36 protein-coding genes and 1 other annotated feature are annotated in these 26,225 nt (G+C 44.7%); of the genes, 33 read left to right on the plus strand and 3 right to left on the minus strand.

The genetic code is table 11. The features are described 5' to 3' along the window. Positions 1-18: 18 nt before the first annotated feature. The 23 genes from rplR to PFJ30894_RS05465 all read left to right on the plus strand — a co-directional run bounded on the left by rplR (position 19) and on the right by PFJ30894_RS05465 (position 16,222). Positions 19-381 carry a 50S ribosomal protein L18 gene (gene rplR, locus PFJ30894_RS05355; RefSeq protein WP_021718953.1) on the plus strand — a complete coding sequence of 121 codons (363 nt, stop codon included), beginning with the start codon at positions 19-21 and terminating at the stop codon, positions 379-381. A 17-nt stretch (positions 382-398) separates the two neighbouring features. Next, a complete protein-coding gene (rpsE, locus tag PFJ30894_RS05360) occupies positions 399-899 on the plus strand; it encodes a 30S ribosomal protein S5 (RefSeq protein WP_021718952.1) in 501 nt (166 codons plus the stop codon). 12 nt (positions 900-911) lie between these two features. Continuing rightward, on the plus strand, positions 912-1,097 hold the full coding sequence (rpmD, locus tag PFJ30894_RS05365) for a 50S ribosomal protein L30 (RefSeq protein WP_021718951.1): 186 nt from the start codon (positions 912-914) through the stop codon (positions 1,095-1,097). 20 nt (positions 1,098-1,117) lie between these two features. After that, a complete protein-coding gene (gene rplO / locus PFJ30894_RS05370) occupies positions 1,118-1,558 on the plus strand; it encodes a 50S ribosomal protein L15 (RefSeq protein WP_021718950.1) in 441 nt (146 codons plus the stop codon). Further along, on the plus strand, positions 1,559-2,815 hold the full coding sequence (secY, locus tag PFJ30894_RS05375; RefSeq protein ID WP_113077251.1) for a preprotein translocase subunit SecY: 1,257 nt from the start codon (positions 1,559-1,561) through the stop codon (positions 2,813-2,815). Positions 2,816-2,828: 13 nt separating this feature from the next. Further along, on the plus strand, positions 2,829-3,479 hold the full coding sequence (locus PFJ30894_RS05380) for an adenylate kinase (protein WP_021718948.1): 651 nt from the start codon (positions 2,829-2,831) through the stop codon (positions 3,477-3,479). Between the two features lie 14 nt (positions 3,480-3,493). Then, the gene (gene infA, locus PFJ30894_RS05385) at positions 3,494-3,712 is read left to right on the plus strand and encodes a translation initiation factor IF-1 (RefSeq protein WP_021718947.1); all 219 of its coding nucleotides are present in this window, start codon (positions 3,494-3,496) and stop codon (positions 3,710-3,712) included. Positions 3,713-3,741: 29 nt separating this feature from the next. Further along, positions 3,742-3,855, plus strand: coding sequence for a 50S ribosomal protein L36 (gene rpmJ / locus PFJ30894_RS05390; protein ID WP_004092858.1), 114 nt, complete (start codon positions 3,742-3,744; stop codon positions 3,853-3,855). Positions 3,856-3,873: 18 nt separating this feature from the next. Continuing rightward, positions 3,874-4,242: a 30S ribosomal protein S13 gene (rpsM, locus tag PFJ30894_RS05395; RefSeq protein WP_021718946.1), complete on the plus strand. Its 369-nt coding sequence runs from the start codon at positions 3,874-3,876 to the stop codon at positions 4,240-4,242. A gap of 22 nt (positions 4,243-4,264) precedes the next feature. Further along, on the plus strand, positions 4,265-4,657 hold the full coding sequence (gene rpsK / locus PFJ30894_RS05400) for a 30S ribosomal protein S11 (protein ID WP_021718945.1): 393 nt from the start codon (positions 4,265-4,267) through the stop codon (positions 4,655-4,657). 23 nt (positions 4,658-4,680) lie between these two features. After that, positions 4,681-5,307 (plus strand): 30S ribosomal protein S4, encoded by a 627-nt coding sequence (rpsD, locus tag PFJ30894_RS05405; protein ID WP_021718944.1) that lies wholly within the window; start codon positions 4,681-4,683, stop codon positions 5,305-5,307. Positions 5,308-5,375: 68 nt separating this feature from the next. Then, positions 5,376-6,344: a DNA-directed RNA polymerase subunit alpha gene (locus tag PFJ30894_RS05410; RefSeq protein ID WP_021718943.1), complete on the plus strand. Its 969-nt coding sequence runs from the start codon at positions 5,376-5,378 to the stop codon at positions 6,342-6,344. Positions 6,345-6,362: 18 nt separating this feature from the next. Beyond that, positions 6,363-6,701: a 50S ribosomal protein L17 gene (gene rplQ / locus PFJ30894_RS05415; protein ID WP_021718942.1), complete on the plus strand. Its 339-nt coding sequence runs from the start codon at positions 6,363-6,365 to the stop codon at positions 6,699-6,701. A gap of 166 nt (positions 6,702-6,867) precedes the next feature. After that, entirely contained in the window at positions 6,868-8,244 is a 1,377-nt protein-coding gene (locus PFJ30894_RS05420) for an MATE family efflux transporter (protein WP_125669221.1), read from the plus strand. Positions 8,245-8,277: 33 nt separating this feature from the next. After that, on the plus strand, positions 8,278-8,703 hold the full coding sequence (locus tag PFJ30894_RS05425; RefSeq protein WP_125669222.1) for a VOC family protein: 426 nt from the start codon (positions 8,278-8,280) through the stop codon (positions 8,701-8,703). Between the two features lie 255 nt (positions 8,704-8,958). Next, a complete protein-coding gene (locus tag PFJ30894_RS05430; RefSeq protein ID WP_021718939.1) occupies positions 8,959-9,792 on the plus strand; it encodes an energy-coupling factor transporter ATPase in 834 nt (277 codons plus the stop codon). After that, complete coding sequence (locus PFJ30894_RS05435; RefSeq protein WP_021718938.1) at positions 9,783-10,640, plus strand: energy-coupling factor transporter ATPase; 858 nt, start codon at positions 9,783-9,785, stop codon at positions 10,638-10,640. The genes PFJ30894_RS05430 and PFJ30894_RS05435 overlap by 10 nt, the downstream gene beginning before the upstream one ends. Further along, on the plus strand, positions 10,641-11,459 hold the full coding sequence (locus tag PFJ30894_RS05440) for an energy-coupling factor transporter transmembrane component T family protein (protein WP_125669223.1): 819 nt from the start codon (positions 10,641-10,643) through the stop codon (positions 11,457-11,459). Next, a complete protein-coding gene (gene truA / locus PFJ30894_RS05445) occupies positions 11,447-12,223 on the plus strand; it encodes a tRNA pseudouridine(38-40) synthase TruA (RefSeq protein WP_113077247.1) in 777 nt (258 codons plus the stop codon). The genes PFJ30894_RS05440 and truA overlap by 13 nt, the downstream gene beginning before the upstream one ends. A gap of 134 nt (positions 12,224-12,357) precedes the next feature. Further along, the gene (rplM, locus tag PFJ30894_RS05450) at positions 12,358-12,795 is read left to right on the plus strand and encodes a 50S ribosomal protein L13 (RefSeq protein ID WP_021718935.1); all 438 of its coding nucleotides are present in this window, start codon (positions 12,358-12,360) and stop codon (positions 12,793-12,795) included. Positions 12,796-12,814: 19 nt separating this feature from the next. Further along, positions 12,815-13,207 carry a 30S ribosomal protein S9 gene (gene rpsI, locus PFJ30894_RS05455; protein WP_021718934.1) on the plus strand — a complete coding sequence of 131 codons (393 nt, stop codon included), beginning with the start codon at positions 12,815-12,817 and terminating at the stop codon, positions 13,205-13,207. Positions 13,208-13,462: 255 nt separating this feature from the next. Next, positions 13,463-13,692, plus strand: a binding site (T-box leader). An 87-nt stretch (positions 13,693-13,779) separates the two neighbouring features. Next, a complete protein-coding gene (gene leuA, locus PFJ30894_RS05460; RefSeq protein WP_125669224.1) occupies positions 13,780-15,462 on the plus strand; it encodes a 2-isopropylmalate synthase in 1,683 nt (560 codons plus the stop codon). Between the two features lie 277 nt (positions 15,463-15,739). Beyond that, complete coding sequence (locus PFJ30894_RS05465; protein ID WP_113077245.1) at positions 15,740-16,222, plus strand: hypothetical protein; 483 nt, start codon at positions 15,740-15,742, stop codon at positions 16,220-16,222. A 97-nt stretch (positions 16,223-16,319) separates the two neighbouring features. On the opposite strand, the gene PFJ30894_RS05470 is transcribed toward PFJ30894_RS05465, so the two are convergent. Next, positions 16,320-16,892, minus strand: a complete 573-nt coding sequence (locus PFJ30894_RS05470) for an ECF transporter S component (RefSeq protein ID WP_021718931.1) — start codon at positions 16,890-16,892, stop codon at positions 16,320-16,322. A gap of 395 nt (positions 16,893-17,287) precedes the next feature. On the opposite strand from PFJ30894_RS05470, the gene PFJ30894_RS05475 reads away from it, so the two are divergent. The 10 genes from PFJ30894_RS05475 to PFJ30894_RS05520 all read left to right on the plus strand — a co-directional run bounded on the left by PFJ30894_RS05475 (position 17,288) and on the right by PFJ30894_RS05520 (position 24,742). Further along, positions 17,288-17,494 (plus strand): heavy-metal-associated domain-containing protein, encoded by a 207-nt coding sequence (locus PFJ30894_RS05475; RefSeq protein WP_197714983.1) that lies wholly within the window; start codon positions 17,288-17,290, stop codon positions 17,492-17,494. A gap of 5 nt (positions 17,495-17,499) precedes the next feature. Next, positions 17,500-19,728 carry a heavy metal translocating P-type ATPase gene (locus tag PFJ30894_RS05480; protein ID WP_021718929.1) on the plus strand — a complete coding sequence of 743 codons (2,229 nt, stop codon included), beginning with the start codon at positions 17,500-17,502 and terminating at the stop codon, positions 19,726-19,728. Positions 19,729-20,025: 297 nt separating this feature from the next. Continuing rightward, positions 20,026-20,265, plus strand: coding sequence for a hypothetical protein (locus PFJ30894_RS05485; protein WP_125669225.1), 240 nt, complete (start codon positions 20,026-20,028; stop codon positions 20,263-20,265). Between the two features lie 59 nt (positions 20,266-20,324). Then, positions 20,325-20,480 (plus strand): helix-turn-helix domain-containing protein, encoded by a 156-nt coding sequence (locus PFJ30894_RS05490; protein WP_021718927.1) that lies wholly within the window; start codon positions 20,325-20,327, stop codon positions 20,478-20,480. Between the two features lie 18 nt (positions 20,481-20,498). After that, on the plus strand, positions 20,499-20,942 hold the full coding sequence (locus PFJ30894_RS05495) for a DUF2589 domain-containing protein (protein ID WP_021718926.1): 444 nt from the start codon (positions 20,499-20,501) through the stop codon (positions 20,940-20,942). 28 nt (positions 20,943-20,970) lie between these two features. After that, positions 20,971-21,612, plus strand: coding sequence for a DUF2589 domain-containing protein (locus tag PFJ30894_RS05500; RefSeq protein ID WP_113077241.1), 642 nt, complete (start codon positions 20,971-20,973; stop codon positions 21,610-21,612). A gap of 25 nt (positions 21,613-21,637) precedes the next feature. After that, positions 21,638-21,904, plus strand: a complete 267-nt coding sequence (locus tag PFJ30894_RS05505; protein WP_021718924.1) for a hypothetical protein — start codon at positions 21,638-21,640, stop codon at positions 21,902-21,904. Then, a complete protein-coding gene (locus PFJ30894_RS05510) occupies positions 21,889-23,190 on the plus strand; it encodes a patatin-like phospholipase family protein (protein ID WP_113077240.1) in 1,302 nt (433 codons plus the stop codon). Before PFJ30894_RS05505 ends, PFJ30894_RS05510 begins: the two co-directional genes overlap by 16 nt. A 12-nt stretch (positions 23,191-23,202) precedes the next feature. Further along, positions 23,203-24,201, plus strand: coding sequence for a ComEC/Rec2 family competence protein (locus PFJ30894_RS05515; RefSeq protein ID WP_021718922.1), 999 nt, complete (start codon positions 23,203-23,205; stop codon positions 24,199-24,201). Positions 24,202-24,217: 16 nt separating this feature from the next. Beyond that, a complete protein-coding gene (locus PFJ30894_RS05520) occupies positions 24,218-24,742 on the plus strand; it encodes a peptidoglycan recognition protein family protein (RefSeq protein ID WP_113077239.1) in 525 nt (174 codons plus the stop codon). Between the two features lie 47 nt (positions 24,743-24,789). Here the strand turns inward: PFJ30894_RS05520 and PFJ30894_RS05525 are convergent, their stop codons facing one another. Both PFJ30894_RS05525 and PFJ30894_RS05530 read right to left on the minus strand, forming a co-directional pair. Beyond that, on the minus strand, positions 24,790-25,845 hold the full coding sequence (locus tag PFJ30894_RS05525) for a hypothetical protein (protein ID WP_113077238.1): 1,056 nt from the start codon (positions 25,843-25,845) through the stop codon (positions 24,790-24,792). 102 nt (positions 25,846-25,947) lie between these two features. Beyond that, positions 25,948-26,148 (minus strand): hypothetical protein, encoded by a 201-nt coding sequence (locus tag PFJ30894_RS05530; RefSeq protein ID WP_125669226.1) that lies wholly within the window; start codon positions 26,146-26,148, stop codon positions 25,948-25,950. Positions 26,149-26,225 lie beyond the last annotated feature (77 nt).

Here is a 26,225-nt window from a genome sequence, read left to right on the forward strand (position 1 = left end):
AAGAAGGGAGTGAAACTCTTGCTTAACAGAGTTGATAAAAATGAGAAACGTCAAAAACGTCATCTCCGTTCTCGTCAATATATTATCGGTACGGCAGAAAAACCTCGTTTGAATGTATATCGTTCCTTGTCCAATATTTATGCACAAGTGATTAACGATGTAACAGGCGAAACGATTGTTGCTGCCAGCACTGTTGAGAAAGACTTGAAAGCTAACTACGGCGGCAATACTGAAGCTGCTAAAGCAGTTGGCAAGGCTATTGCTGAAAAAGCTTTGGCTAAAGGAATTAAAGAAGTTGTATTTGATCGTGGCGGTTACCTGTACACCGGTCGTGTTGCTGCACTGGCAGACGCGGCTCGTGAAGCTGGACTGCAATTCTAATAGAAGGAGGAATAAAAGTGGCGAATTTCGAAAAACAAGAAAGCGACTTAAAAGAGAAAGTCGTATTCATCAACCGCGTTGCAAAGGTTGTTAAAGGCGGACGTCGTTTCTCCTTCTCCGCACTCGTTGTAGTTGGTGACGAAAACGGTCATGTTGGTATGGGCCTTGGTAAAGCTGCCGAAGTTCCGGAAGCTATCCGCAAAGGCGTTGAAGATGCTAAAAAGAACCTGATTACTGTTCCTATGGTTGGCACTTCCATTCCTCATGAAATCATTGGTGTGTTCGGCGCAGGCCGTGTGTTCTTGAAACCGGCTGCAGAAGGTACCGGCGTTATTGCCGGCGGCCCTGTTCGTGCCGTACTTGAATTGGCAGGCGTACGTGATATCTTGACCAAATGTCAAGGTTCTAATAACCCTAACAATGTTGTTCGTGCAACTTTGGAAGGTTTAAAATCCCTGAAAAGTGCTGAAGCTGTTGCAGCTCTGCGCGGAAAAACCGTACAAGAATTACTTGGCTAAGGAGGTAGCATGATGGAACAAGTTAAAATCACGCTGACCCGTAGCTTGATCGGTTACCCGCAGGATCAACGCGCAACCGTAAAGGCTCTGGGCTTAGGAAAAATCAATTCTACTGTTGTTAAAAACGACACCCCGACTATTCGCGGTATGATTCACAAAGTTGAACATCTTGTGAAAGTTGAAAAAGTTGAAGCTTAAAACAAGGAGGTGTGCTACAGATGAATTTGCATGAATTATCTCCCGCTCCGGGATCTAAAAGAGCCTCCGTTCGCGTTGGCCGTGGTCTCGGTTCCGGACTTGGTAAAACATCTGGCAAAGGTCAAAAAGGACAAAAATCCCGCTCCGGCGGCGTAAAACGTCCTGGTTTTGAAGGTGGTCAAAAACCTTTGTATCTGCGTTTGCCTAAACGTGGATTCTATAATAGATTTGGCATGAATTATGTCGAAATCAATGTTGGTAGTCTCAATTGCTTTGAAGACGGCACAGTAGTTGAACCTGTAATGCTGATCGAACACGGAATGATCAAAAACATTCGTGATGGTGTTCGTATCCTCGGCAACGGCGAGCTTACTAAAAAGCTCACGGTTCAAGCTATGGGTTTCAGCAAATCTGCTGAAGAAAAAATTATTGCTGCCGGCGGAAAAGTAGAGGTGATCTAAGTGTTCGCAGCCCTCGCTAATATTTTCAGAATTACGGAACTCAGGCAAAAAGTTGTATTTACTCTAGCCATGTTCATCGTTTTTCGGGCTGGAACACATATCCCTGTTCCTGGCGTTAACGTAGCCATGATCGAGCAGCTTTTCCAAAGCGGTAATTTGTTTGGCCTGCTTGATATGTTCTCCGGCGGCGCCTTGAGCAAATTCTCAATTTTTGCTATGAGTATTACTCCATATATCAATGCGTCCATTATCCTTCAATTATTAAAGGTCGTTGTTCCTACATTAGAACAATGGTCCAAAGAAGGTGTGGAAGGTCAGAAAAAGGTTACTCAGCTGACTCGCGGCGGTACAGTTCTGCTTGGTTTTATCCAGGCTTTAGGTATGGCTTATGGTCTGAGATCAGCAATCAATAACCCCGGGATCATGTCGATTCTGTTGATTGCAATCAGTTTAACTGCTGGTACGGTATTTTTGATGTGGATCGGTGAACAGATTACGTCTAAAGGTATCGGTAACGGTATCTCGCTGATCATCTTTGCTGGTATCGTTTCCAGACTTCCTGATGGAATGCATGTTATTTTCCAATATCTGCAAGCCGGCACGGTTAACATTCTGAACGTGATTTTGTTCGCGGTGATAGCTTTGGCGATGATTGTCTTTGTTGTAGCGATCTCTCAAGGTATTCGCAAAATCCCGGTTCAATATGCAAAACGTGTTGTTGGCCGTAAAATGTACGGTGGTCACACCAGCTACATTCCTTTAAAGGTCAACCAGGCAGGCGTAATTCCGATCATCTTTGCATCCTCCGTGCTGATGTTTCCGGTTACGATTGGCCAGTTTGTAGACATTCCTTGGGTAAAAACTGTTGCAGGCTGGTTTGCATGGGGTACTCCTCTTCAAACTACTTTGTATGTATTGATGATTTTATTCTTCACTTACTTCTATACCGCAGTAAGCGTGAATATAGCTGAAATGTCGGATAATATCAAAAAATATGGCGGTTTTATTCCCGGACTGCGTCCTGGCAAACCGACAACTGATTACTTGGATAAAATCATGTCCAGAATCACTCTGGCCGGCGCAATCTTTCTCGCATTGATTGCTCTGATGCCGAATGTTGTTGGTTGGATTACCGGTATAGAGGGTATCTATTTCGGTGGTACGGCCCTTTTGATCGTAGTCGGTGTTGCATTGGATACAATGAAACAAGTAGAGTCTTTGGTTTTGATGCGTCATTACCAGGGCTTTATGAAATAGGAGGAAGATTAGAATGTATATTCTTTTGATGGGACCTCCGGGTGCCGGTAAAGGCACTCAAGCAGAAAAACTCATTGCTGAATACAAAATTCCGCATATCTCTACTGGTGATATGTTCCGTGCAGCTGTTAAGCAAGGCACAGAATTAGGTAAAGAGGCAAAAAGATACATGGACGCCGGTGGCCTCGTGCCCGACGTCGTTACCATCGGTATTGTTCGGGAAGGCTTAGCCAAACCTGAATGTGCCAATGGCTTTATCTTGGATGGATTTCCAAGAACCGAAGAGCAGGCTGTTGCCCTCGACGGCATTTTAACTGATCTGGGCATTAAATTGACCGGTGTGGTTAATATCGTAGTTCCTGACGCTGAGCTTGTAGGCAGGGTCACCGGCAGACGTATCTGCAAGGCCTGCGGCGCTACATATCATGTAGAATACAATCCCAGTAAGGTGGAAGGTATGTGCGATAAATGCGGCGGCGCGTTGTATCAACGTGACGACGATAAAGAAGAAACTGTAAAAAATCGTTTGCATGCATATCATTCGCAAACGGAACCGTTGATCGAGTACTACAAAAAACAAGGCGTATATCATGAAATCGATGGCCTGCAGGAAATCGGCAAAGTTTACGCTGATGTTAAAGCTAGTCTCGGGGCGCTGAAGTAAGGAGGTAAAACGCTGTGTCCAAACAAGACGTAATTGAAGTTGAAGGCACAATCTTAGAATCCCTACCGAACGCCATGTTCCAAGTTAAATTGGAAAACGGTCATGTGATTCTGGCACACATATCCGGTAAGATACGTATGAACTTCATCAAAATTTTGCCTGGCGATAGGGTTACTGTCGAGCTTACTCCGTACGATTTAAGTCGTGGAAGAATTACTTATCGGTTCAAATAACCAAAGACAGGCAAGAGGAGGTTTAAAATATGAAAGTCAGACCGTCTGTTAAACCAATATGTGAAAAATGCAAAGTCATTAAACGCAAAGGCCATGTAATGGTAATTTGCGAAAACCCGAAACATAAACAAAAACAAGGCTAAGAAGGAGGTGCAGCGTTAATGGCACGTATTGCTGGTGTCGATTTACCTAGAGACAAACGTATTGAATACGCACTGCCGTACATTTATGGCATCGGTCTTACCCTGTCTCGTGAGATCCTGAGCAAAACCGGTATCAATCCTGATACCCGCGTTCGCGATCTGACAGAGGAAGAAGTTGCAAAACTTCGTGAAACTATCGATGGTGATTATAAAGTAGAAGGTGACCTCCGCCGTGAGGAATCCCTCAATATAAAACGCCTGATTGAAATTGGTAGCTATCGCGGCCGCAGACATCGTATGGGCTTGCCCGTTCGTGGTCAAAATACCAAAAACAATGCTCGTACTCGCAAAGGTCCGAAACGTACTATTGCAGGTAAGAAGAAATAATCAGTGAGGGAGGGATAAACGAGTGGCTGGTAAAAAAGTTGTTCGCAACAAAAAGAAAGTAAGTAAAAATATCGAAAGTGGCGTAGCTCATATTCGTTCCACTTTCAATAATACTATCGTTACTATTGCCGATATGAACGGTAATGTACTCAGCTGGGCATCTGCCGGCGGCTTAGGCTTCCGCGGTTCCCGTAAAAGCACTCCGTTTGCTGCTCAGATGGCTGCTGAAGAAGCAACTAAAGCTGCAATGGAACATGGCTTGAAACAAGTTGAAGTATTCGTTAAAGGCCCCGGCGCTGGTCGTGAAGCAGCTATTCGTGCTCTTCAGGCTGCAGGTCTCGAAGTTAACTCCATTAAAGACGTTACTCCGATTCCTCACAACGGCTGCCGTCCGCCGAAACGTAGAAGAGTTTAATTTATTGGAGGTGTACCCGCTAAATGGCAAGATATACTGAGGCTGTATGCCGTCAATGCCGTCGTGAAGGCGCAAAACTGTTTCTTAAAGGTGACAGATGCTACAGCGACAAATGCGCTTTTGCTGTTCGCTCCTATGCTCCTGGTCAGCATGGTCAAGCACGCAAAAAAGTATCTGAGTACGGTATTCAGTTACGTGAAAAACAAAAAGCACGCCGTATTTACGGTATGTTAGAACGTCAATTCCATAATACCTTCGTTAAAGCCGAAAAACAAAAAGGTATTACAGGTGAAAACCTGCTCGTTCTTCTGGAAAGAAGAATGGACAATGTAGTTTACCGTCTTGGCCTGGCCGATAGCCGTAGCCAAGCTCGTCAATTGGTAACTCATGGTCATATCGCTGTTAACGGCAAACGTCTTGATATCGCTTCCGCTTTGGTAAAAGCCGGCGACGTTATCAGCGTTATGGAAAACAGCCGTGGTAAAGAATACTTCAAAGGTATGGCTGAAACCCTGGCTTCCAAAACTACTCCTGCTTGGCTCGTTCTCGATGCTCAAAGCTTGAGCGGTAAAGTTGATCGTTTCCCGACCCGTGAGGAAATCGATGTTCCTATCGAAGAACATCTCATCGTTGAGTTGTACTCTAAATAATTAGTTGAACATCTGCCACCCAACATTAGGCGTATTGTGGTAATACGCACGAGAAGGAGGCTTTCCGCATGATCGAAATAGAAAAACCTAAAATGGTCACCGCTGAGATCAGCGATGACGGCCGTTATGGCAAATTTGTATGGGAACCGTTGGAAAGAGGCTACGGTATCACGCTGGGCAACAGCCTTCGCAGAGTATTGCTTTCTTCTTTACCCGGTGCTGCGGTTACAGCTGTTAAAATTGACGGCGTGCTGCACGAATTCTCTACAATTCCAGGCGTAAGAGAAGATGTTGCGGATATTATCCTCAACATCAAGGCTCTTTGCCTTAAAGTAAGCAGTGAAGAACCAAAAACTTTACGTATCGAATGCAGCGGTGAGCAAGAAGTTACTGCAGCAGACATCCTTGTTGATGCCGACGTAGAGATTTTGAATCCTGAGCTGCATATTGCGACCTTGGACAAAGATGCGAAACTCAATATGGAGATTGCCATCGACAAGGGGCTGGGCTATGTTCCTGCTGATAAGAACAAACGCCCTGATCAACCGATTGGTATGATTCCTGTGGATTCCATTTATTCTCCGATTACGAGAGTAAAATTTGGTGTTACCGATACTCGTGTTGGTAACGTTACCAATTATGACAAGCTGACTTTGGAAGTTTGGACAGACGGAAGCGTTGAGCCGGACGAAGCAATCAGCATGGCATCCAGTATCATGATTGATTACCTGAAGTTGTTCCAAACCGGTACCGCTGCTTCCAGCAGTATGGTCACCGTAGTTGGCAGTTCTGAGACCGCTCCGGTCGAGGAGCCTGTCCAAGCAGGTCCTGGTTCCGTTTCCATCGACGATCTTGATTTGTCCGTACGTTCCAACAACTGCTTGAGACGTGCAGGCATCAATACTGTTGATGAACTGGTTCAAAAGACCGAAGAAGACATGATGAAAGTACGTAACTTAGGTCGTAAATCCCTCGATGAGGTTAAGAAAAAATTAGCCGATTTGGGACTGGCTTTACGCAATAGTGACGAAGAATAAGAAGGGGGTCGGAAACGAATGGCATACAGAAAACTGGGCCGTAATTCCAGCAACCGTAAAGCTTTGTTTCGCAGCATTTTGAGCTCCTTCATCAAACACGAGAGAATTGAAACTACTGTGACTAAAGCTAAGGAAGTTAGCAGCCATGTAGCCAAATTGATTACTTTGGCAAAACAAGGCGACTTGCATGCCCGTCGTCAAGTTCTTGCAGTTCTCGTCGATGAAGAAGCTACCAGAAAGCTTTTTGATGAAATCGCTCCGAAATATGCAGAAAGACAAGGCGGCTTTACTCGTATTTACAGAGTAGGTCCTCGTCGCGGTGACGCTGCTGAAATGGCAATTATCGAGCTTGTTTAAGAATAAGCATGAAAACCAGGAACTTTTGTTCCTGGTTTTTTTATTATTGTTAGTGGGAAATTCCCAAAGGGACACAGTTAATTCACAAGTGGCATTAGCAATACAGGATAAAAAAGATGTATAATAATTATATGAGAAAAAGTTAGAAATATGTGAGGAATAATTTATGAAGGTAAATGAAGAAAATCCACTTGGAAGTGAAAAAATAAGCAGACTTTTACATGATTTTGCTTTACCAAGTATTATAGCTATGCTGGTAGGAGCCTTATATAATATTGTTGATCAGTTTTTTATTGGGCGCAGCGTTGGGATGTACGGTAATGCGGCTACTAATGTCGCTTTGCCGTTAACTACGGTATGTACTGCGTTAGGGCTGCTTTTTGGCGTTGGCGGTGCGTCTAATTTCAATTTGAAACTTGGGGCAGGTAAACGCGAGGAAGCGGCTAAATATATTGGTAATGCCATAACGCTGCTTGTTGGCAGTGGTGTGGTGCTAGCGGTATTTGTACTGGTATTTTTAAAACCTTTGATGATCGCTTTTGGCGCAACAGATATTGTTTTAAAGTATGCGCTTATTTTTGCGGGAATCAATTGTCTGGGTTTCCCGTTTTTGATTTTGGGGACGGGGGGCAGCACTTTAGTGCGCGCTGACGGCAGTCCTAAGTATTCAATGATTTGTATGCTGACCGGCGCTTTTATCAATCTGATTCTCAATCCGCTGTTTGTTTTTGTAATGGATTGGGGTATTGCCGGATCAGCATCTGCAACTGTTATCGGGCAAGTTGTGTCGGGGCTTATGGTCGCTGGATATTTAAGAAAGTTCAAGACTTTGCCGTTGTCTAAAAACGATTTGCTGCCAAACTGGGAACGTTCCCGTTTGATCTCGGCACTTGGCGCTGCCAGCTGTTTTAATCAATTTGCGATTATGGTAGTGCAAATAACATTAAACAATACTTTGACTCATTATGGCGCAGATTCAATATACGGCAGTGAGATACCTCTGGCCTGTTCAGGGATCATTACGAAAGTAAATATGATTTATTTTTCAATCATTATTGGGTTGTCACAGGGGCTGCAGCCAATAGTCAGTTTTAATTACGGCGCAAAAAAATACGGACGTGTTATAGAAGCTTACTGCTTAACGCTGCTGATAGGAACGGTAGTATCCATTATTGCTTTTGCCTGTTTTCAGCTTTTCCCGCGGCAGATCATTGGTTTCTTCGGTGAAGGATCAGAAGCTTATTATCAATTTGCGGAGGAATATTTCAGAATTTATTTGTTCTTCACCTTTTTAGATTGTATCCAGCCGATTTCTTCCAATTTTTTTACGTCCATTGGTAAAGCAACTAAAGGTATCATTCTTTCCCTGACCAGGCAGATTATTTTTTTACTGCCTCTGATTGTCATACTACCTTTGTTTTATGGTATTAACGGCGTTATGTATGCAGGTATGACAGCGGATTTTGCGGCTGCTGTCCTGGCCGCATATTTAGGCTGGCGTGAAGTACAGCTGATGCGCAGCTGGATGAAAGCTGATAAATAATAAGAAAATCATCTTTTATTGGAAGGATTAAAAATGGAGAAAGAATTGAAAATCAAAATGTATTCTTTCACACTGGATTGCATAAACCCTTATGCGTTGGCTAAATTCTATGCAGAGCTGCTAAATTGGGAAATCCCTTTTTATGATGAGAACTGGGCCTGTATAGGAGTACCTGGAATGTCCCAGGGAGCTTATCCGGGAATACTTTTTCAGCGAAATCCAGAGTACTGTCAGCCTGTGTGGCCGGAAGAACCGGGAGTACAGCAGCAGATGGCGCATTTGGACTTTGCAGTCAATGATTTGGAAGAAGCGGTTCAGCATGCGATTAACTGCGGAGCAACAATGGCAGCTGAACAGTTTTCTGAAGAATGGCGTGTGATGTTTGATCCTGCAGGGCATCCTTTTTGTCTGTGCCGTATGAAAGCAATTTTTGAAAGCGAAAAATTTGCTTTGCTATAGAATTGAAAGATACTTCTGAGAAATTCTTTTTATACATATGGATATCAGTATTAATTTATGGAAGCTGCGGTAAAGTAAAAATAGCCTTGTTTCAAATGTTGCAGCTGCAAATTCGAGAATAAGAAAGTTTGAAAATAAGATCCGGACTGTTCCGGGTCTTATTTTTGTAAAGTTAACCAAGTGTGCTGGAAGCGGTTGACGTACCTGGGCTGGAATAATATAATATAAAGGTACTGAATTAAGCGGAGGTTTGCCATGCAAACTATAATTGAAGTAAAAAATTTAACACATGTTTATACAGACAGTGAAAATAAAGAAATAAAGGCTTTGGATGGGATCAATTTAGAAATAAGACAAGGTGAATTTGTTGCTGTTATTGGTGCCAATGGCAGTGGTAAAAGTACTTTAGCGCGTCATTTTAACGCTTTGCAGAGGCCAAGTGAAGGTGTGTGCCTGATCGAGGGTATGGATACTACGGTAGAAGAAAATCTTTGGGATATTCGCCAGCATGTGGGGATGGTGTTTCAAAATCCTGATAATCAGATCGTGGCGGCAATTGTCGAGGAAGACGTTGCCTTTGGACCGGAAAATATAGGGGTGCCGACGGCAGAAATAAGAACAAGAGTGGATGCTGCGCTGGCGGCAGTAGGTATGAGTGATTATGCCAAGCATGCTCCGCATCTGCTTTCCGGCGGTCAAAAACAGCGCGTGGCGATCGCAGGTGTTTTAGCATTGGAACCCAAGTGTATTGTTTTAGATGAACCGACGGCTATGCTCGATCCACAGGGACGCAAAGAAATAGTAACTACTGTCAAAAAATTGAACCGGGAAAAAGGCATTACCGTGGTTTATATAACTCATTATATGGAAGAGGCGCTGCAGGCTGACCGAATCATTGTTATGGGAGAGGGCAAGCTCAAAATGCAGGGGACGCCGAAAGAGGTGTTCAGTCATGTACGAGAGTTATATGCTTTAGGCTTAGAAGCGCCTTTAGCTGCTAAAATTGCCGATGATTTGCGGCAAAGCGGTCTGAATTTACAGCAGGGAATTATTACAAATGAGGAGTTGGCTGAAAGCATATGCCGATAACATTAGAAAACGTAGAATTTACATATATGGCCAAAACACCCTACGAACGCAAAGCGCTGCAAGGTGTTTCGCTGACTGTGGACAAAGGGGAGTTTGTTGCTGTGATCGGGCATACCGGCAGCGGAAAATCGACTTTAGTGCAGCATCTGAATGGCCTTTTAAAACCGTCGGCAGGTAAAGTAACGATTGATGGACTGGATATCAGCGGCAAAGGTGAAGCCGTAAAAAAAGCAAGACACCAGGTTGGTATGGTTTTCCAATATCCTGAACATCAGATTTTTGCTGAAACTGTTTTTGAGGATATTGCATTTGGACCGCGGAATAAGGGGATGCAGGAGAATGAGGTTAAGCAGCAGGTCCAAGACGCGATGAGATTTGTGGGTTTGGATTTTGAAACCTTTGCCAGCCGGTCTCCGTTTCAGCTTTCCGGAGGACAAATGCGCCGCGTGGCGATTGCCGGGGTAATAGCAATGGATCCTGATTATCTGATTTTAGACGAACCTTCTGCCGGACTTGATCCGCGTTCACGTGATGCTGTTTTTGCAGAAATCATGGCTTTGTATAAAAAACGCCGGATGGCTGTGATTTTAGTTACGCACAGTATGGAAGAAGCAGCCCGTTACAGTAACCGGCTGCTGGTTATTTCCGGTGGACGCGTCATTTTAGACGGAAGTCCTGCTGAAATTTATCAAAATCATAAAAATGAACTTTTGGCGGTAAGCATGGACGTACCGCAGCTTTTTAAACTCAGTGATGAACTGCGTGCACGCGGGATGGAAATCCAGGCGGATACCATGACTGCGGAAGCACTGGAAGCGCAGATCAAAACAGCAAAGGGGTTGAAATAAATGCTGACTGACATTGCGCTTGGACAATATTACCCGGGAAATTCTCTGATTCATAAGTTGGACCCGCGGACGAAGATACTGATAACATTATTTTTCATTGTCGCTATTTTTCTGGCCTCAGGAGCCGTATCTTATGGAATACTTTGGGGTTTCGTATTTTTGATTATTCTTTTATCACGTCTGCCGCTGATGCTGGTTCTAAAATCAATAAAGCCGCTGTGGATCATCATTGTTCTGACAATGGTAATCCATATGTTTACAGGGCAGGGTGAAAATGTAATTTTTTCCTGGAAATTTTTTAAAGTAACGCAGGAAGGTCTGGAAATGGGCCTGAAAATGTCGATGCGTCTGATTCTGCTGCTGCTGATTTCTTCGATACTGACATTTACGACTTCACCAATAGTTTTGACTGACGGGATAGAGGCTCTGCTGCGCCCATTTAAACGTTTTGGCGTACCAGCGCATGAGCTGGCAATGATGATGACGATCGCCTTACGGTTTATACCTACGCTGCTTGAGGAAACAGACAGGATTATGAAGGCACAGACCGCACGCGGGGCTGATTTTTCCAGCGGCAATCTGATGCAGAGATCCAAAAATATGCTGCCGCTTTTGATACCTCTTTTTATCAGTGCGTTCAGACGTGCCGATGATCTGGCGGTAGCAATGGAAGCACGTTGTTATCGCGGTGGAGAAGGACGCAGCCGTATGCACGAGCTCGTTTATTATGGACGTGACTATGCGGCATTAGCGACAGTGTTTGTTTTGATTGGTCTGATGGCGTTTATTCGCTGGGGGAACGCGTTATGCGTACTCTGAAATTAACAGTGGCTTATGACGGCACTAATTACCATGGTTTTCAGAAGCAGACTAATGCTCTTACAGTGCAGCAGGTGCTTGAAGAGAAACTATCCTTGCTCTGCGGCGAAAAAATCGTTACAGCCGGTTCTGGACGTACTGATACGGGTGTGCATGCACGGGGGCAGGTAGTGTCGCTGACAACCAGCGGTAGTATTCCATTGGAGAATCTTTTAAAGGCCTGTGCAGGAATCCTGCCGAAGGATATCGTGCTTTGGCAGGCTGAGGAAGCTGACGAAGGTTTTCATGCCAGATACAGCGCTTGTTGGAAACGTTATTGTTATCGCATAGTGCAGAATAAACATGCGGACCCTTTCCTGCGTAACTATGTCTGGCAAATGCGGGAATATCTGCGGCTTGAAGCGATGCAGGAGGCAGCACAGCTGCTTTTGGGAACACATGATTTTTCGTTTTTCCGTTCGGCCGGCAGTGTGCAAAGTTCGCCTGTTAAAACGATTTACCGCGCTGAATGGCTGCCAAAAGAGCAGGGAGAACTGGAATTCTGCATTGAAGGTAATGGATTTTTATATCATATGGTGCGTAATATCGTCTGGCATCTGGTAGAAGTCGGCAAAGGCACTAAAAGTATTGCTGCATTTAAAAGTGAATTTGCAGCAGGCAAGCGTCATTTTAAGGTTGCCCCGGCGCCTCCTCAGGGACTTTATTTAGATTATGTTGGTTATATACCGCATTTTCTGGCAGATATTGAAAAAATCAGAAAATAATCCTGATTTTACTTGACAAAAAATGTCAAGATGGTTACAATATACATACGTGATTTTACGCCTATCTCCACTAGCCCCGGAGAGAAACGATAAAATTACATCGAACAGGAAATACTTTAGGGAGGGACATAAGGATGAAATCTTTTATGGCTAATCCGTCCAATATCGAACGTAAATGGTTCGTTGTTGACGCAGCTGATAAAACTCTTGGCCGCATGGCAGCCGAAGTTGCAAAAATCCTTCGTGGCAAACACAAACCGACTTTTACTCCGCATATGGATACCGGAGATCATGTAATCGTAATCAATGCTGACAAAGTAGTTTTGACCGGTAAAAAACTGGTTCAAAAAGTTTACTTCCGTCATTCCGGTTACCTTGGCGGCGACAGCTACACAAAAGCTGGCGATATGCTCGCTAAGAACCCGGTAAAAATGGTAGAACTCGCAGTTAAAGGTATGATTCCTAAAAATCGCCTTGGCAGCCAGATCTACACTAAACTGCATGTATATGCTGGTCCTGAACACCCGCATGCAGCTCAAAAACCTGAAACTTTAGAAATCAACGTAAGATAATCCGGAGGAGGAAACGTAAATGGCAGTAGTTACTTATAGTGCGACTGGTCGTCGCAAATCTTCAGTTGCTCGCGTTCGCCTGGTTCCGGGTGAAGGTAAAATCGTTATTAACGGCCGTGAGCTGACCAATTATTTTGGTCTGAAAACATTGGAACTCATCGTTAACCAACCGCTTGAAATTACTGAAACCAAAGGCAAATACGACGTACTCGTAAATGTTATTGGCGGCGGTATTTCCGGTCAGGCAGGTGCGATCCGTCATGGTATCGCTCGTGCTTTGCTCGACGTTGACGCTGAATATCGTCCGGCTTTGAAAAAAGCTGGCTTCCTGACTCGCGATCCGCGCGAAAAAGAACGTCGTAAATACGGTCTTAAAAAAGCGCGTAAAGCAAGCCAGTTCTCGAAACGTTAATCATTGGGAACAGAAGTTCAAAACCCGCACAATTTGTGCGGGTTTTCTTTTTGTCAATATGAAAAGACTCCTTTGAATTAACTAAACAGGATTAAAAAAATAAATACTGTTGTTATAATATGCAGTAAAAGTATGCTTTTTATTTAGTTTATGTAATCATTTTAATAAAGATGACGTTTTAGAGTCGTATTTTTTCTCTTGACAAGTATCAGGCAAGTAGGTATAATAACTTTTAACAATTCAAAAATTTTCACCTCAAAGACTGTGAAGGGAACAAGATAAAACTGGCAGGCCTAAGAGAGTCGACGGTTGGTGCAAGTCGATGGCAAAAGTTTTATGTATAGCTCATCCCGGAGTTGTCTGCTTGATATGTAGAGCAGAACGTGTGGCAACGTTAAACGCCTGGGCCTTGTTTGAGGCTGAGAGGGCTGCTTGGCAGCTGAATTAGGGTGGTACCGCGTGGAGAACAGTTCCTCGCCCCTATGCATTTATCGTAGGGAGCGGGGATTTTTTATTTCCGCTTCCGAAGTTGGGCCGCTGCGCCGGCATAAACAGATTGGAGGCAAATATTTATGAAACAAGCAAGTAAACAGTATATTCCTTTTCAGCCGCTCCAGTGGCCGAATCGCCAATGGCCTAATAAAACTATTACCAAGGCGCCGATTTGGTGCAGTGTTGACCTGCGCGACGGGAATCAGGCTTTGGTTACGCCGATGCAGCTGGAAGAAAAGCTGCTGATGTTCAAGACTCTGGTAGATATTGGCTTTAAAGAAATAGAAGTTGGTTTTCCGTCTGCATCTGAAACCGAATATGAGATCCTGCGCACTTTGATCGAAGGGCATCATATTCCCGATGATGTAACGATTCAGGTACTGGTACAGGCGCGTCCGGAACTGATCAAAAAAACTTTTGAAGCAGTTAAAGGCGCTAAAAACGTTATCGTACATTTTTATAACTCTACCTCTACCTTACAGAGGAAGGTCGTATTTAAAGAAGATATGCCAGGCATTATCAAGATCGCAGTGGCGGGTGCAAAACTTATCCGTCAGCTGACTGAGGAAGAAATTGCCAGCAGCGGTATGAATATTCGGTATGAATATTCTCCTGAAAGCTTTACCGGTACTGAAATCAATTTTGCTATTGAAATATGCGAGGCAGTAATGGAAACCCTGGGGGCAACGAATGAGAACCCGATCATTCTGAATCTGCCTTCAACAGTGGAAATGTCAACGCCGAACACATATGCGGATCAGATCGAATATTTCTGTACTAAGATGAAAAACAGGGAAGCTGCTATTATCAGCATTCATCCGCATAATGACCGCGGGACAGGTGTTGCTGCGGCTGAACTTGCCCTGCTGGGCGGAGCAGACCGCATCGAAGGAACATTGTTTGGCAACGGCGAGCGTACTGGCAATCTTGATATTGTGACAGTTGCTTTGAATATGTATACTCAGGGCGTTGATCCGGAGCTTGATTTTTCCAATATTCTGGCGGTCAAAAAAATTTATGAGGCCTGTACCAAGATGAAGGTGCCCGAGCGTCAGCCTTATGCGGGTGAATTGGCGTTTACCGCGTTCTCCGGTTCGCATCAGGATGCTATACGTAAGGGTTACGAATATATGGCGGAAAGCGATACTCCTTATTGGGAAGTACCGTATCTGCCGATCAATCCTGCTGATCTGAGCCGTGAATACGAACCTGTTATCCGTATAAACAGCCAATCCGGTAAAGGCGGCGCAGCTTTTGTGCTGCAGCATGCTGTCGGTTACAGGCTGCCGAAGGAAATGCATCCTGAATTTGGCAATATCGTGAAGGCTGCTTCCGATGCTTTTGGTGATGAATTGAAGGAAGAACAGATCGTTGACTTGTTTAACCGTGAATATGTAGAGTTTGATGGTAAATACAAACTGGCTTCTCACAGCTTCCTGGAACAACGGGAGTTGGATGGCACTACACATACTCGTTTTGAAGGTAAAATCGATGTTTGTGGTGATATGAAAGAAGTTGCCGGTGTCGGCAACGGCCCGATAGATTCATTCTTCCAGGCGCTGGCAGGAATCGGCGTAGAGGGCTATGAATTTGTTAATTATCACGAACATGCTATTTCCCGCGGTTCTGACGCGAAGGGTATTTGTTACATAGAACTGAAGATTCCCGGTAATGGACATATCTTTGGTGTTGGTATCGACAGTAATATCAACGTAGCTGCGCTTTTGGGTATCCTATGCGCTATTAACAGAGCTGAGAAATAATCAGAGCGGTGTAAAAATCAGATAAAAAATATTAAGACAGGCGTAGTTTGGTTATCTTGCAGATAAAGGCACAGTACTGATAAAGTACTGTGCCTTTTGTCGTAAATTTCGTGTAAAAGTGAAAGGAGGCAGGCAGGAGCTTTGCCGCAAAGCTAGAAATAAACAGCAGCAATAGCAGAGAAAATTACGGATCAATAACAGGAAGAAGGGGAGAAAGTGTAAATTGCCAAGTCTGTAATGATAGTAAAAATCTGTCGTAAAGAAGGATGAAAATTTTATGGCTAAAAATAAAGTGATCCTAGGGCATCTGTCTGGCAGTGCTGTTTTCTTAAATCCAGTTTGTATGATCGTAACGAAGATGCATTTTAAAGAACCTGATGAAGGAATTATCATCAGCAAAGAAACAATTCATACGTGGGAATTTGTAACTGATGAAGCTATCAAAGATGCTTTTGCAGGAAAGTCTGATTGTGCACTTGAGGGGATGACAGAAGAATATGGTCAGGAGCTCATGGGGGCAGTGTTAAAACCTCCTAAAGCATCTGTGTATCAGCTGGCCGTTCAATTTGAGAATGGGGAATACAGTCTGCTTGAGTTGGATGGATATTATGCTAAAGCGTTTATCGATGCTTCAGCTAAAGAAAAAGCAGCTTTATGTGAGCCTGCTCAGAGCAGGGAGAAGAAGATTTCCTGCATGAAAAAAGTTGTCGCAGGCTGTATTTCGTTAGTTTCCCTTGCAGGACTGCTGTTATTGTTGTAAATGATAGATTAAAATAAAACAATGATTATTAAAAATGAAGGCCGCTGCTTTTAACAAGCAGCGGCCTTCATTTTTTAGGGGTATTGTGAATGTAAGGTTAAACAAATTTATAGCTTTTCAGGATACTATGCTGCACTGCTTTATACAGGAAAACTGCTAAAATAACAGATGGCACAGCGCTTACCGCCATGGAAACAGCACAGTTGATTGCAGATAGATAGGCTATCTGGTGCGGAAGTCCTAAAACGAAGACTTTAAAGCCATAGCGAATCAGCGGTTCGGTGATAACATTGACCAGGCAGCCGAAAACAGCCGCTATAGTTACGATCTTAGTCGCTTTTTTGTCATCTGCCGCAGCCAGGTTAAAAACTTTATGAGCAATAAAGGCTACCGCCAGTCCCAATAGAAATTTGGCTAAAAAAGTCGGCGGTGCTGATGTGGTATAACCGGCTAAAATGTCTGCAAGGGACAGACCTATTGCACCTGTAAGCGCTCCGTATTTTGCCCCCAGAATCAGAGCAGACAGGAGGATAAAAGCATGACCGATATAAATTTTGCCGGTCATACCGCCACCCATGGGGATCTCGATCCGCAGATAAGTAAAACAAACGAAAGCCAAAGCTGCAAACATACCTGCCAGCGTCAGCCTTGTAATATTGTCATTACGCATAAAAAACACCCTCTTCAGTTAAATCTACAAAATATAGTATAAAACAAAACTGGTTTGTGTAAAATAGACAGAAGTTGAAAAATAAAGCAGGACAGTTAGAAAAAGCAGGTAAATGTGGTAATACTGCGGCAGGCAGAAAAATAATTCACAAAGGTTTTTCAGAAAAAGATATATGAATAATGACTCATATGTTATAATAGATTTAAGGAATGAATTGCTGCCTGCTGCGTATAATTTCAAGCTTCTGTAAGGCAGAGTTATTATTTGACAAAGCCTGTACAGGTTGTTAAGATTGAGTTATAAGATGTAGAGGGGCAGTTTTTGCTAACCTTAAAATTTAAGCTGTCGATTTTACTGGCAGCACTGGATCAAATTCCGAAATGGAGGCATAAATTATGGAAAAAGCGAGTATGTATATTTTTGGTATGTCGTGCGCAGGTTGTGTTGCCGGCGTAAAAATGGCATTGGAGGATGTACCGGGCGTAAAACACGCAGCAGTAGACCTGGAGCAGTGCATGGCAGTTGTAGAATATGAAGCCCCGGCTACAGTGGAGCAGTTGGAAATGGCAGTAAAAGAAGCTGGTTTCACTGTTGAAAAATAAAGCTTATGAAAACAGTAACTATTAAAATTTCAGGAATGCATTGTGCTGCCTGTTCTAATGGCGTGGAACGTTCTTTAAAGAAGGTTCCAGGTGTCGACAGAGCGGAAGTCAATCTGGCGACTCAGTCGGCGTTGGTGCGTTATGATGAAAATCAGGCGACGATAGAGCAGCTGGAAGCAGCTGTGACCAGAATGAGCTTTGGTGTCGTACATGATGCGCCGGGCGAAGAATCGACAGCTGAACAGAGGGCGGAACAGGATGCCCTTGATTTAAAGAAACGTTTGAAAGTGGCGGCTTTCTTTTTTGTGCCGCTGTTATATTTGGCGATGGCGCCGATGGTTCCGGGTAAATTTTTGCCTGTACCGATAGATCCGGATCAGATGAGCGATGTCTATGCTTTTGTGCAGTTGTTGTTAACGCTGCCGATATTGTATGCCGGCAGTCCGTTTTTCAAAAATGGTATCATCAGCTTGAAAAATGGTGTTCCGTCGATGGATACACTGGTTGCTTTAGGTACGGGGGCTGCGTTTATTTACAGCAGCTATTCAACCTACGAAGTTCTGGCAAGAATAAATCCGCATGCTGTGCATAGTCTTTATTTTGAGTCTGCTGGTGCTATTTTGACTTTTGTTTTATGTGGTAAGTTTTTAGAACTGCGTGCGAAAGGTGAAGCTGGACACGCTATCAGCAGCCTGCTTAACCTGGCGCCGAAGACTGGCTTTATCTGGAAGGACGGCGGAGAAGTAGAGATTCCGCGTGAAGCGATACTGACTGGTGATATAGTTATCGTCCACCCAGGCAATCAGGTACCGGTCGACGGGGTGATCACAGATGGACATGCCAGTATTGATGAATCGATGCTGACCGGTGAAAGTATGCCTGTAGGTAAAAGTGTCGGCGAAAATGTTTTTGCGGCTACAGTAGTTACCGACGGGTATCTGCGTTTTAAAGCTGAAAAAGTCGGTAAGGATACGATGCTGTCGCAGATCATGCAGATGGTAGAAGCGGCTCAGGGATCGAAAGCGCCGATTGCCAAAACAGCTGATAAAATTGCGGCGGTTTTTGTGCCAATAGTGCTGGTGATAGCTTTAGTCGCCGGCTTGAGCTGGTGGTTTGCCGGCTCTGGCAGTAAGTTTGCCATTCAGGTCTTTGTTGCTGTACTTGTTATTGCATGCCCATGTGCTTTGGGACTGGCGACACCGGCGGCAATCATGGTCGCTGTAGGTAAGGGTGCTGAAAAAGGCGTGCTGTTCAAAAATGCAGAAGCTTTAGAAACAGCCCATAATGTAACAATGGCGGTTTTTGATAAAACCGGTACGATTACGAAGGGCAAACCGATAGTAACAGACGTTATCGGCTGGAACGGAGCCAAAGAAGAAGCGATAACAAGGCTGGCGGCGGCAATTGAACAAGGTTCAGCTCATCCGCTGGCAGTAGCTGTCAAAGAACGGGCCGCAGGGATGGAACTTCCGACCTGTACAGATTTTAGAACTACGGTAGGCGGCGGTATCGCTGCCCGTTGTGAAAATACCAACGTACGGTTGGGAAATTTGTCCTTTGTACAGCCTGTGGCAATGATTCCTCCGAATGCCATAGAACTTGGCGAAAAATTAGCGTCAGTTGGTAAAACGATCGTTTATCTGACGATCGGCCGTAATTTATGCGGTATTTTTGCTATCGCCGATACGTTGAAGGAAGAAACCCAGGAAGCAATGCAGAAGCTGCACGAGCTGAATATCCGTACCGTTATCCTGACCGGCGATAATAAACGCGCTGCTGCTTATATTGCGCAGCAGGCTGGCGTGGACGAAGTAGTAGCTGAGCTGATGCCTGGTCATAAGGCCGAGCTGATCAAAAGCTTCCAGCAGGGTGGGGAGATCGTCGCCATGGTTGGCGACGGTATCAACGACGCACCGGCTTTGGCGCAGGCTGATCTGGGCATTGCCGTTGGCGGCGGGACTGATGTGGCGATAGAATCGGCGCAGGTCGTGCTGGTCAACGGAGATATTCGTAATATCAGTACTACCCTGCGTTTAAGTAAGGCTACGATCCGCAACGTTAAAGAAAATCTGTTCTGGGCTTTTGGCTACAATATTATTGGTATACCTGTAGCCGCAGGAGTGCTGCACATTTTCGGCGGACCTCTGCTTGACCCGATGATCGCTGCGGCCGCAATGTCGCTGAGCTCGGTTTCGGTAGTAAGCAATGCCCTGCGTTTAAAACGCTTTAAGTAATCTAAAAAAATTAAAAGTAATAAAGTGAATATTGATACATGTTTTTTACATGCTGAGGCCTGTAAAAATACAGAAAAAGGCGAAAGCCCCGTTTACATTTTGTAAGCGGGGCTTTTTTATTGCCCTTTCTAAGTACTGGGATACAGCTGCGAGGACTTATGGGAGGACAAAAAGCAAAAATAAAAATGTTTCACAATTTAAAAATTCGCAAAACATTAAAATAATAAAGTATTTCTTATAATATTCCACCATTGTGGATAAAGATAATAGTAATGTAAAGCCAGGGAGGTGAAAGCTATGGAACTTGATGATGAAAAACTGAGCTTCTCCAAAAAGGTTGTCGGAACGGTGACCTGGTTATTTGTCGGCATCATAATGTTTTCGGCCGGCACTTGGTTAATATACAGAGAAATACCGGACAGGCTGATAGATTATGTTGACGGGCCGTTTTCTGTTATCATCAGCGGTTATTTTGCCAAAGCCGGTATGGAAAACTTTTTGAAGCTGCGGGGAGGAGCTAAAGAAAAAGGCACCTAGAAAGGGGGGCTGGCTTATGATTTGTTATTATCTGTTTCCAGGTCCGCACTGAGAAACGTATGACGCAAAAGCATTTATCTAAATTATCAGGTATCAGTACAAGTATGATCAGTGCGATCGAATTAGGCGAACGGCATCCGACTGTTCCGGTTCTTGACGCTTTGGCAAGAGCACTGCAGGTTAAGGTGACCGATCTTTACAGCCGTAAATTTTGATTATGAGGAGGAGCCGTGATGGCGAAAAAGCAATACTTTGAGAATTTGTTGGGAGCGATGCAGGAATCAATTTTAAAAGCGCACAGCATGATCGAAAATCAGCACTTGAATGTTATGAAACGTTATTTTGACGAGTCGCAGAAACCGCTGACTTTTGATATCCAATATCCTCGTATCAATCCTGACACAGGCGAACTGGAATATGTACTGGTGCAGGTGCCGAAAATTGCGCTGGTACCGATGAATTCCCTGAAGCTGAAGGAGATGAAGCTAAAGTTTAAAGTGAAGCTGAGCAGCTGGGACGATGGTAAAAGCAATGACAGCGGTCTGCTGGCAAATATTTTGTCTTCCAACAAAACGGATACCGATAATTTTGTCGATGTAGAATTGCTGTTTGAGTCTAACGATCCTCCTGAAGCAGTTATGAAAATCAATGATCAGATGGTGAAAATACTGCCCTGATAAAGTACAAACAGAAAGGATGTAGTTAATTATGGCATTAGTAAAAATGGCGGAAGAATTCGGCGGTTTGCCAATGGAGTCTTTGATCGGCGGTCCGCTGCAGGCTGCCTGTGACGCACAGACGATGCTGGCCGGCGCAACGGCTCGCTTTATTGAAGAGGTCGGCCTGGTTAAGGAAGGCGATAAACAGGTCGTACGTACCGTAGGGTTCAGCTTTACCCGCAGCGCTAACGGCGATGACGGCAATGGTCCCGCTTCTGAAAAAGTGGAAATGAATATCCCGCTTTTGGCGATGGTCAAAGTTCCGTCTCTGTCGATCGATCTGGTAGATATTACCTTCGATATGGAAGTAAAATCTTCGGAAACTCAGTCGGAAATCGACGATAAAAAAGGCGAGCTGGAAGCAGAGATGGGTTTGCAGATCGGTCCTTTCAGCATGAAAGCCAAAGTTAAGGGATCTATCTCCAGTCATAAGGAAAATACCCGTAAGAGTGATAATTCCGCAAAATATCATGTGCAGGTCCGCGCTACTCAGGGCGAGATGCCGGAAGGTCTGTCCCGTGTTTTGGATATCCTCAATACGGCGATCAACCCCACAAGTATCCAGAAAACTGCGGCAGCAGGAGCACAGGGGCAAGAACATTATACAGCTGATAATGATGTTGCCTGATGAGGTGTAAAGGCAGGTAACTATGATGACGAAACCATTTGATGTAAGTGCGGTGGGCTATGTAAAACGTGTTGTTATCGGCAATACCGATCCAGAAAAAACAGTAAATGAGGAAGACATTGAAAAGCAGCGTCAGCTGCTAAACCGCTGTCTGTCAGATTCTCCGCGCGGACGGATCATCGGACAGGAGAAGAATTTCTATTTGCTGAATATCGGTGAGCATCAGGTGGTGATGCAGTACATAGTTTACCATGTTGGTTTTGCCAGAAGGCCGGTATGGCTGGAAGATTAAGAAAGCCGCCTGTTATGGGCGGCTTTTTTCAAAGGAGGGAAAATGAAGTGGAAATAGATAATAAGATCAATCTGGGGTTCAGCGGCGGCGGTTTCAGAGCTACGTTTTACTGTCTGGGGGCTTACCGCAGATTAGTAGAGCTGGGACTTGAAAAACATGTCAGTGAAATAACCTCTGTATCCGGCGGCAGTATTGCGGCAGGTGCTGTCATCAGCGCTTTGGCAGAAGGTGATTTCAGCAGTTTGCTTGATTTTGACAGGCGGGTGACAACGAAACTGATCAATCTGGGGCAGTGCAATTTCCGCAGGCGTATCATGACAAAAGCATCCTGGCTCGCTTATCTGCTGCCATATCTGCCCAAGCTGCAGCAGTTGGCTCTGGCGGCTGCTTTAAGGCCGAAGATGAGTAAAGCTTTTCCACAGGTGTTGGACGAAGAACTGTTTGAAGGCAGAAAAATGAAGCAGGCAGAGGCAGCGACAGAATGGAGCTGCAATGCTACCTGTATCAATACCTTAAAAAGATTCAGGTTTAAAAGTAGTGATATTTACGGTTATCTGCTGGGGCGCAGCAGTGATATCGACGATATCCCCATTGCTTTTGCCGTTGCGGCTTCGGCTGCTTATCCGGTAGGCTTCGCACCTTTGGAACTGGATGTAGAGGCAAGAGAATTCAGGGATCTTTACGGTACGGGAACGCAGAAACCGGAAAATCCGGCCAAGCTCTATCTGACTGATGGCGGCGTTTATGATAATCTGGGCAGTGAAAGTATGTTGAAATCGCCTGTTCCATTACTGATGCTGGATGCATCCGGTGCAAGCCAACCTTTGTGGGATAATTCACACATGAGCAAGTTGGAGCTTGCCAACCGTACTTTGGCAGTAGGGCTGGATCAGGTCGTGTATCTGCGCCGCCGGCTGCTTTTTGAGGTGAAACAGCATCAGCAGCTTATTTTAGGTCGTGGGCTAGGAAAGATTATAGAATATTGGCGCGAGCGTGGAACCAGGGGAATGAATATGGAACAGCTATTGCAGGTGGAACAGCTGTGTGCTGCACTGAGGACCGATATGGACGGCTTCCACGATGTCGAGATAGAGTATCTGATGTGGCTGGGAGCGGTAAAAATAGATTATGCTTTAAGATTGCTGCTGCCCGGCAATGAACAGCTGCAGCAAAGCAAAATGCCGGAGCTGCCAGATTATGACGCAGGTTTTGCAACAGCAGTGCTGGAGCGCGGTGGTAAAATGAGTATTTTTAAGCCGCTGCATCACGATCTGCATTTAAATTAAGGAGCGGAACATATGAAGAAGACTTCATTTTTAGCGATACTTTTGGCTGCGCTGGTGCTTGCAGCCGGCGTTGTTACTAAAGACAGCGAGCTGATAAAAAGTTATGTGCCGGTTTTGCTGGAGCAGTTACAGACGATGGATACTGCAGTACCCGAAGAAATGCCGCCAAAAGCGGAGGCAAAAACACAGGAAGCTGTGAAAACTGCTGACGATATCCTTGCCGTTACAGCTTTGGATATTGGACAGGGAGACAGTATCCTGGTACAAATGCAGGGGAAAAATATCCTGATCGACAGCGGCGACCGCAGCGAAGCTGCCAGGCTGCTGACCAAGCTGGAAGAAAATCATGTCGAGCAGATCGATATGCTGATCGCTACACATCCGCATGCCGACCATATCGGCGGTATGAAAGCGGTGCTGAACAGGTTTCCGGTAAAACATGTTTATGACAGCGGTCAGAATTATAAAACTAAAATGTATAACGACTTTCGTTTGCAGATAGAAAAGGAACAGATTCCTTTTGAAGTACTGCGCGGCGGTCAGGAAGTTCCGGTCAATGAAATGGTGAAGCTGAAGGTCCTGAGTCCGCAGACGCTGTATAAGGGGACTCCTTCTGACACCAATAACAACAGTCTGGTGCTGCGGTTGGAGTATAAAGATTTTGCAATGCTGCTGACCGGGGATATTCAGGCCGAAGTAGAACGTGATCTGCTGCAAACTGACCCTGAGGCACTGCAGGCGCAGGTTTTAAAAGTGGCGCATCACGGCAGTAAAACATCATCGATCAATGAATTTTTAGCTGCTGTCAAACCGAAAATAGCGGTCATCAGCAGCGGCGAAGGTAATAAATATAAGCATCCCAGCCCGGAAGTGGTACAAAGACTGTACAATTTACAGGCCGATGTTTTCAATACGGCTTTATGCGGCGATATTATTATAAAAAGCAATGGCAAAACCTGTGATATAACTGTTGAGAAGTTTTATGATGAGCAGCAGGCGCAGGCAGCCTGAGACGGAGGGATAGAAAATGCGTGAAATAACATTGCAGGAATTGGCGGCGCTGGCTGAAAACGCAAAGGGTGAGATCAGAAGGATTTATTTGCACTGGACGGCGGGGCATTATAACAATACTTATGACGACTATCACTTGAATATCACAGGTGATGGTACAGTGTGGAGCAGCTGCGGGAAACTGACAGAATATAAAGAGCATACCTGGCATCGTAACAGCGGCGCAGTTGCGGTAAGCATCTGCTGCTGCGCCGACGCGGTGGCTTATGCCGATGGCGGTGTGGACTTTGGCAGCGTGCCGCCTACACGGCAACAGTTAGAAACCTTGGCGCGGGTAGTAGCGGTTTTGTGCCGGGGACTGGATTTGCCGATCGACGATAATTATGTTATGACTCATGCAGAAGCGGCTGACCTTGATGATTATGGGCCGGCAACGACTTTTGAAAGATGGGATCTGTGGAAGCTGGCATCTGCCGACGGAACTTTGCAAGATGGCGGTGCTTTGATCCGCAGCAAAGCGAAAGCCTGCTGTCAGTGGTAATAAAAAAGCCGTAACGCTGTTGGATCGGCGTTACGGCTTTCAGGTTTTTATTTAGTTGCTGCTTTAACAGGCAGCTGCGTTAAAAGTTCGATTGTAGAGCCGTCGGCAAAGGACAGACTGCTTAGAGAAGCCTTCCAAGTCACTTTGCTGAAATCGCTGTTCATAACCTTGGCATCATCAGTCAGAAAAGGGTTCAGCTCCCAGTTGAATTTATAAACTGCGGTCTGTTTGGCGGCAAGGTCTTTGCTGCTGGCAAAATTACCACTGTAAAATAATTCATTATCAGCGTTGTAAAGCTCCAGAACACCGGTAAAATACTGCAACTCCCTCATCGCGTTGTTAGTCAGCTGAATATCTGCTTCTAACAGGCGTATAACGCCGGAATAAGGAGCCGAAGTTATAAAGATTTTTTGCGGAGAAACGGCAACAGCGTCGCCGATCTGCTTTTGTACAGGAGCGTTAAGTTCAGCCAGTTTGTTTTGTAAGGCCTGATCACGTTCATTGATCAAAGTTTTCAGATTGTTGATCTTGGTTATCTGCCAGGTATCGTCAGTAAGCTGCTGCATAGCAAGTTCTACTAAAAAATGTTTGTCTAATTCGCTGTCGAAAACTTTGATGGTTACGACAGCGACACTGCCATTTTTCTGAATCTTTTCCACACCCTGATACTGCATAGAATTGACGCCTGTCTTGTTTTTCAGATTATTGACAATATCAGTGCCGTTGTTTTGCAGCATCGGCGAGTCAGCATCACTTGGATCTGCTTCTTCCATAGTACCGCCGTTGACGTATTGTCTGGTCTGGTCGATCAGGATCGGGACGGCAACACCTTTGATATTCTGTACTAACGCAGCCAGAATCGGGCTTGACAGGCGTTCGTTACCAAAAGAGGCAACAACGACATCGTCATAAGCACTGCTGTAAAGTGTTTCCATATCGACGTGCTTTTCAAAAGCCGCAAAATCGTGCTTTTGTACTGCGCTGCCAATAAGGCCCAACGAATACTGCGGCGTTTTGACCCAGTAGGCAAAGTACCATGCCACTGCGGCGGCTATTGCGATAACGGCAAACAGCAGCAGGTATTTTAATTTTTTTGTTTGCATAAGTGCATCCCCTCAAAAACTTTAAATTTATTATAATGCCTATTATACTACGACTTTGAAAGGATGCAACTTTTTTAGTCAACAATATAAATAAATTTTGTTTTAAAACTTAACAAGATAATAAAAAAGCTCAGACGTTGGAAAAGTATCTTTCCAGGCCCGAGCTTTTTTGCGGTTGTACGCTTTGGAATTTGCGGGACGTTTGGTTACCGGGTCAATGTTGCCCCAGTTTTTGCGACGGCTTTTGTTGATCTCCTGCTGCGTCTTTTTCGACAGCTTGACGAATGGAATGAATTTTGCCATAAAGTTCACCTCGTTTGTGGTTAGTTAAAGGTATTATAACATGGATGAAGGGATAGAAAAAATTAATAATGATATTT

Source organism: Phascolarctobacterium faecium (genome assembly GCF_003945365.1).
GTDB lineage: Bacteria > Bacillota > Negativicutes > Acidaminococcales > Acidaminococcaceae > Phascolarctobacterium > Phascolarctobacterium faecium.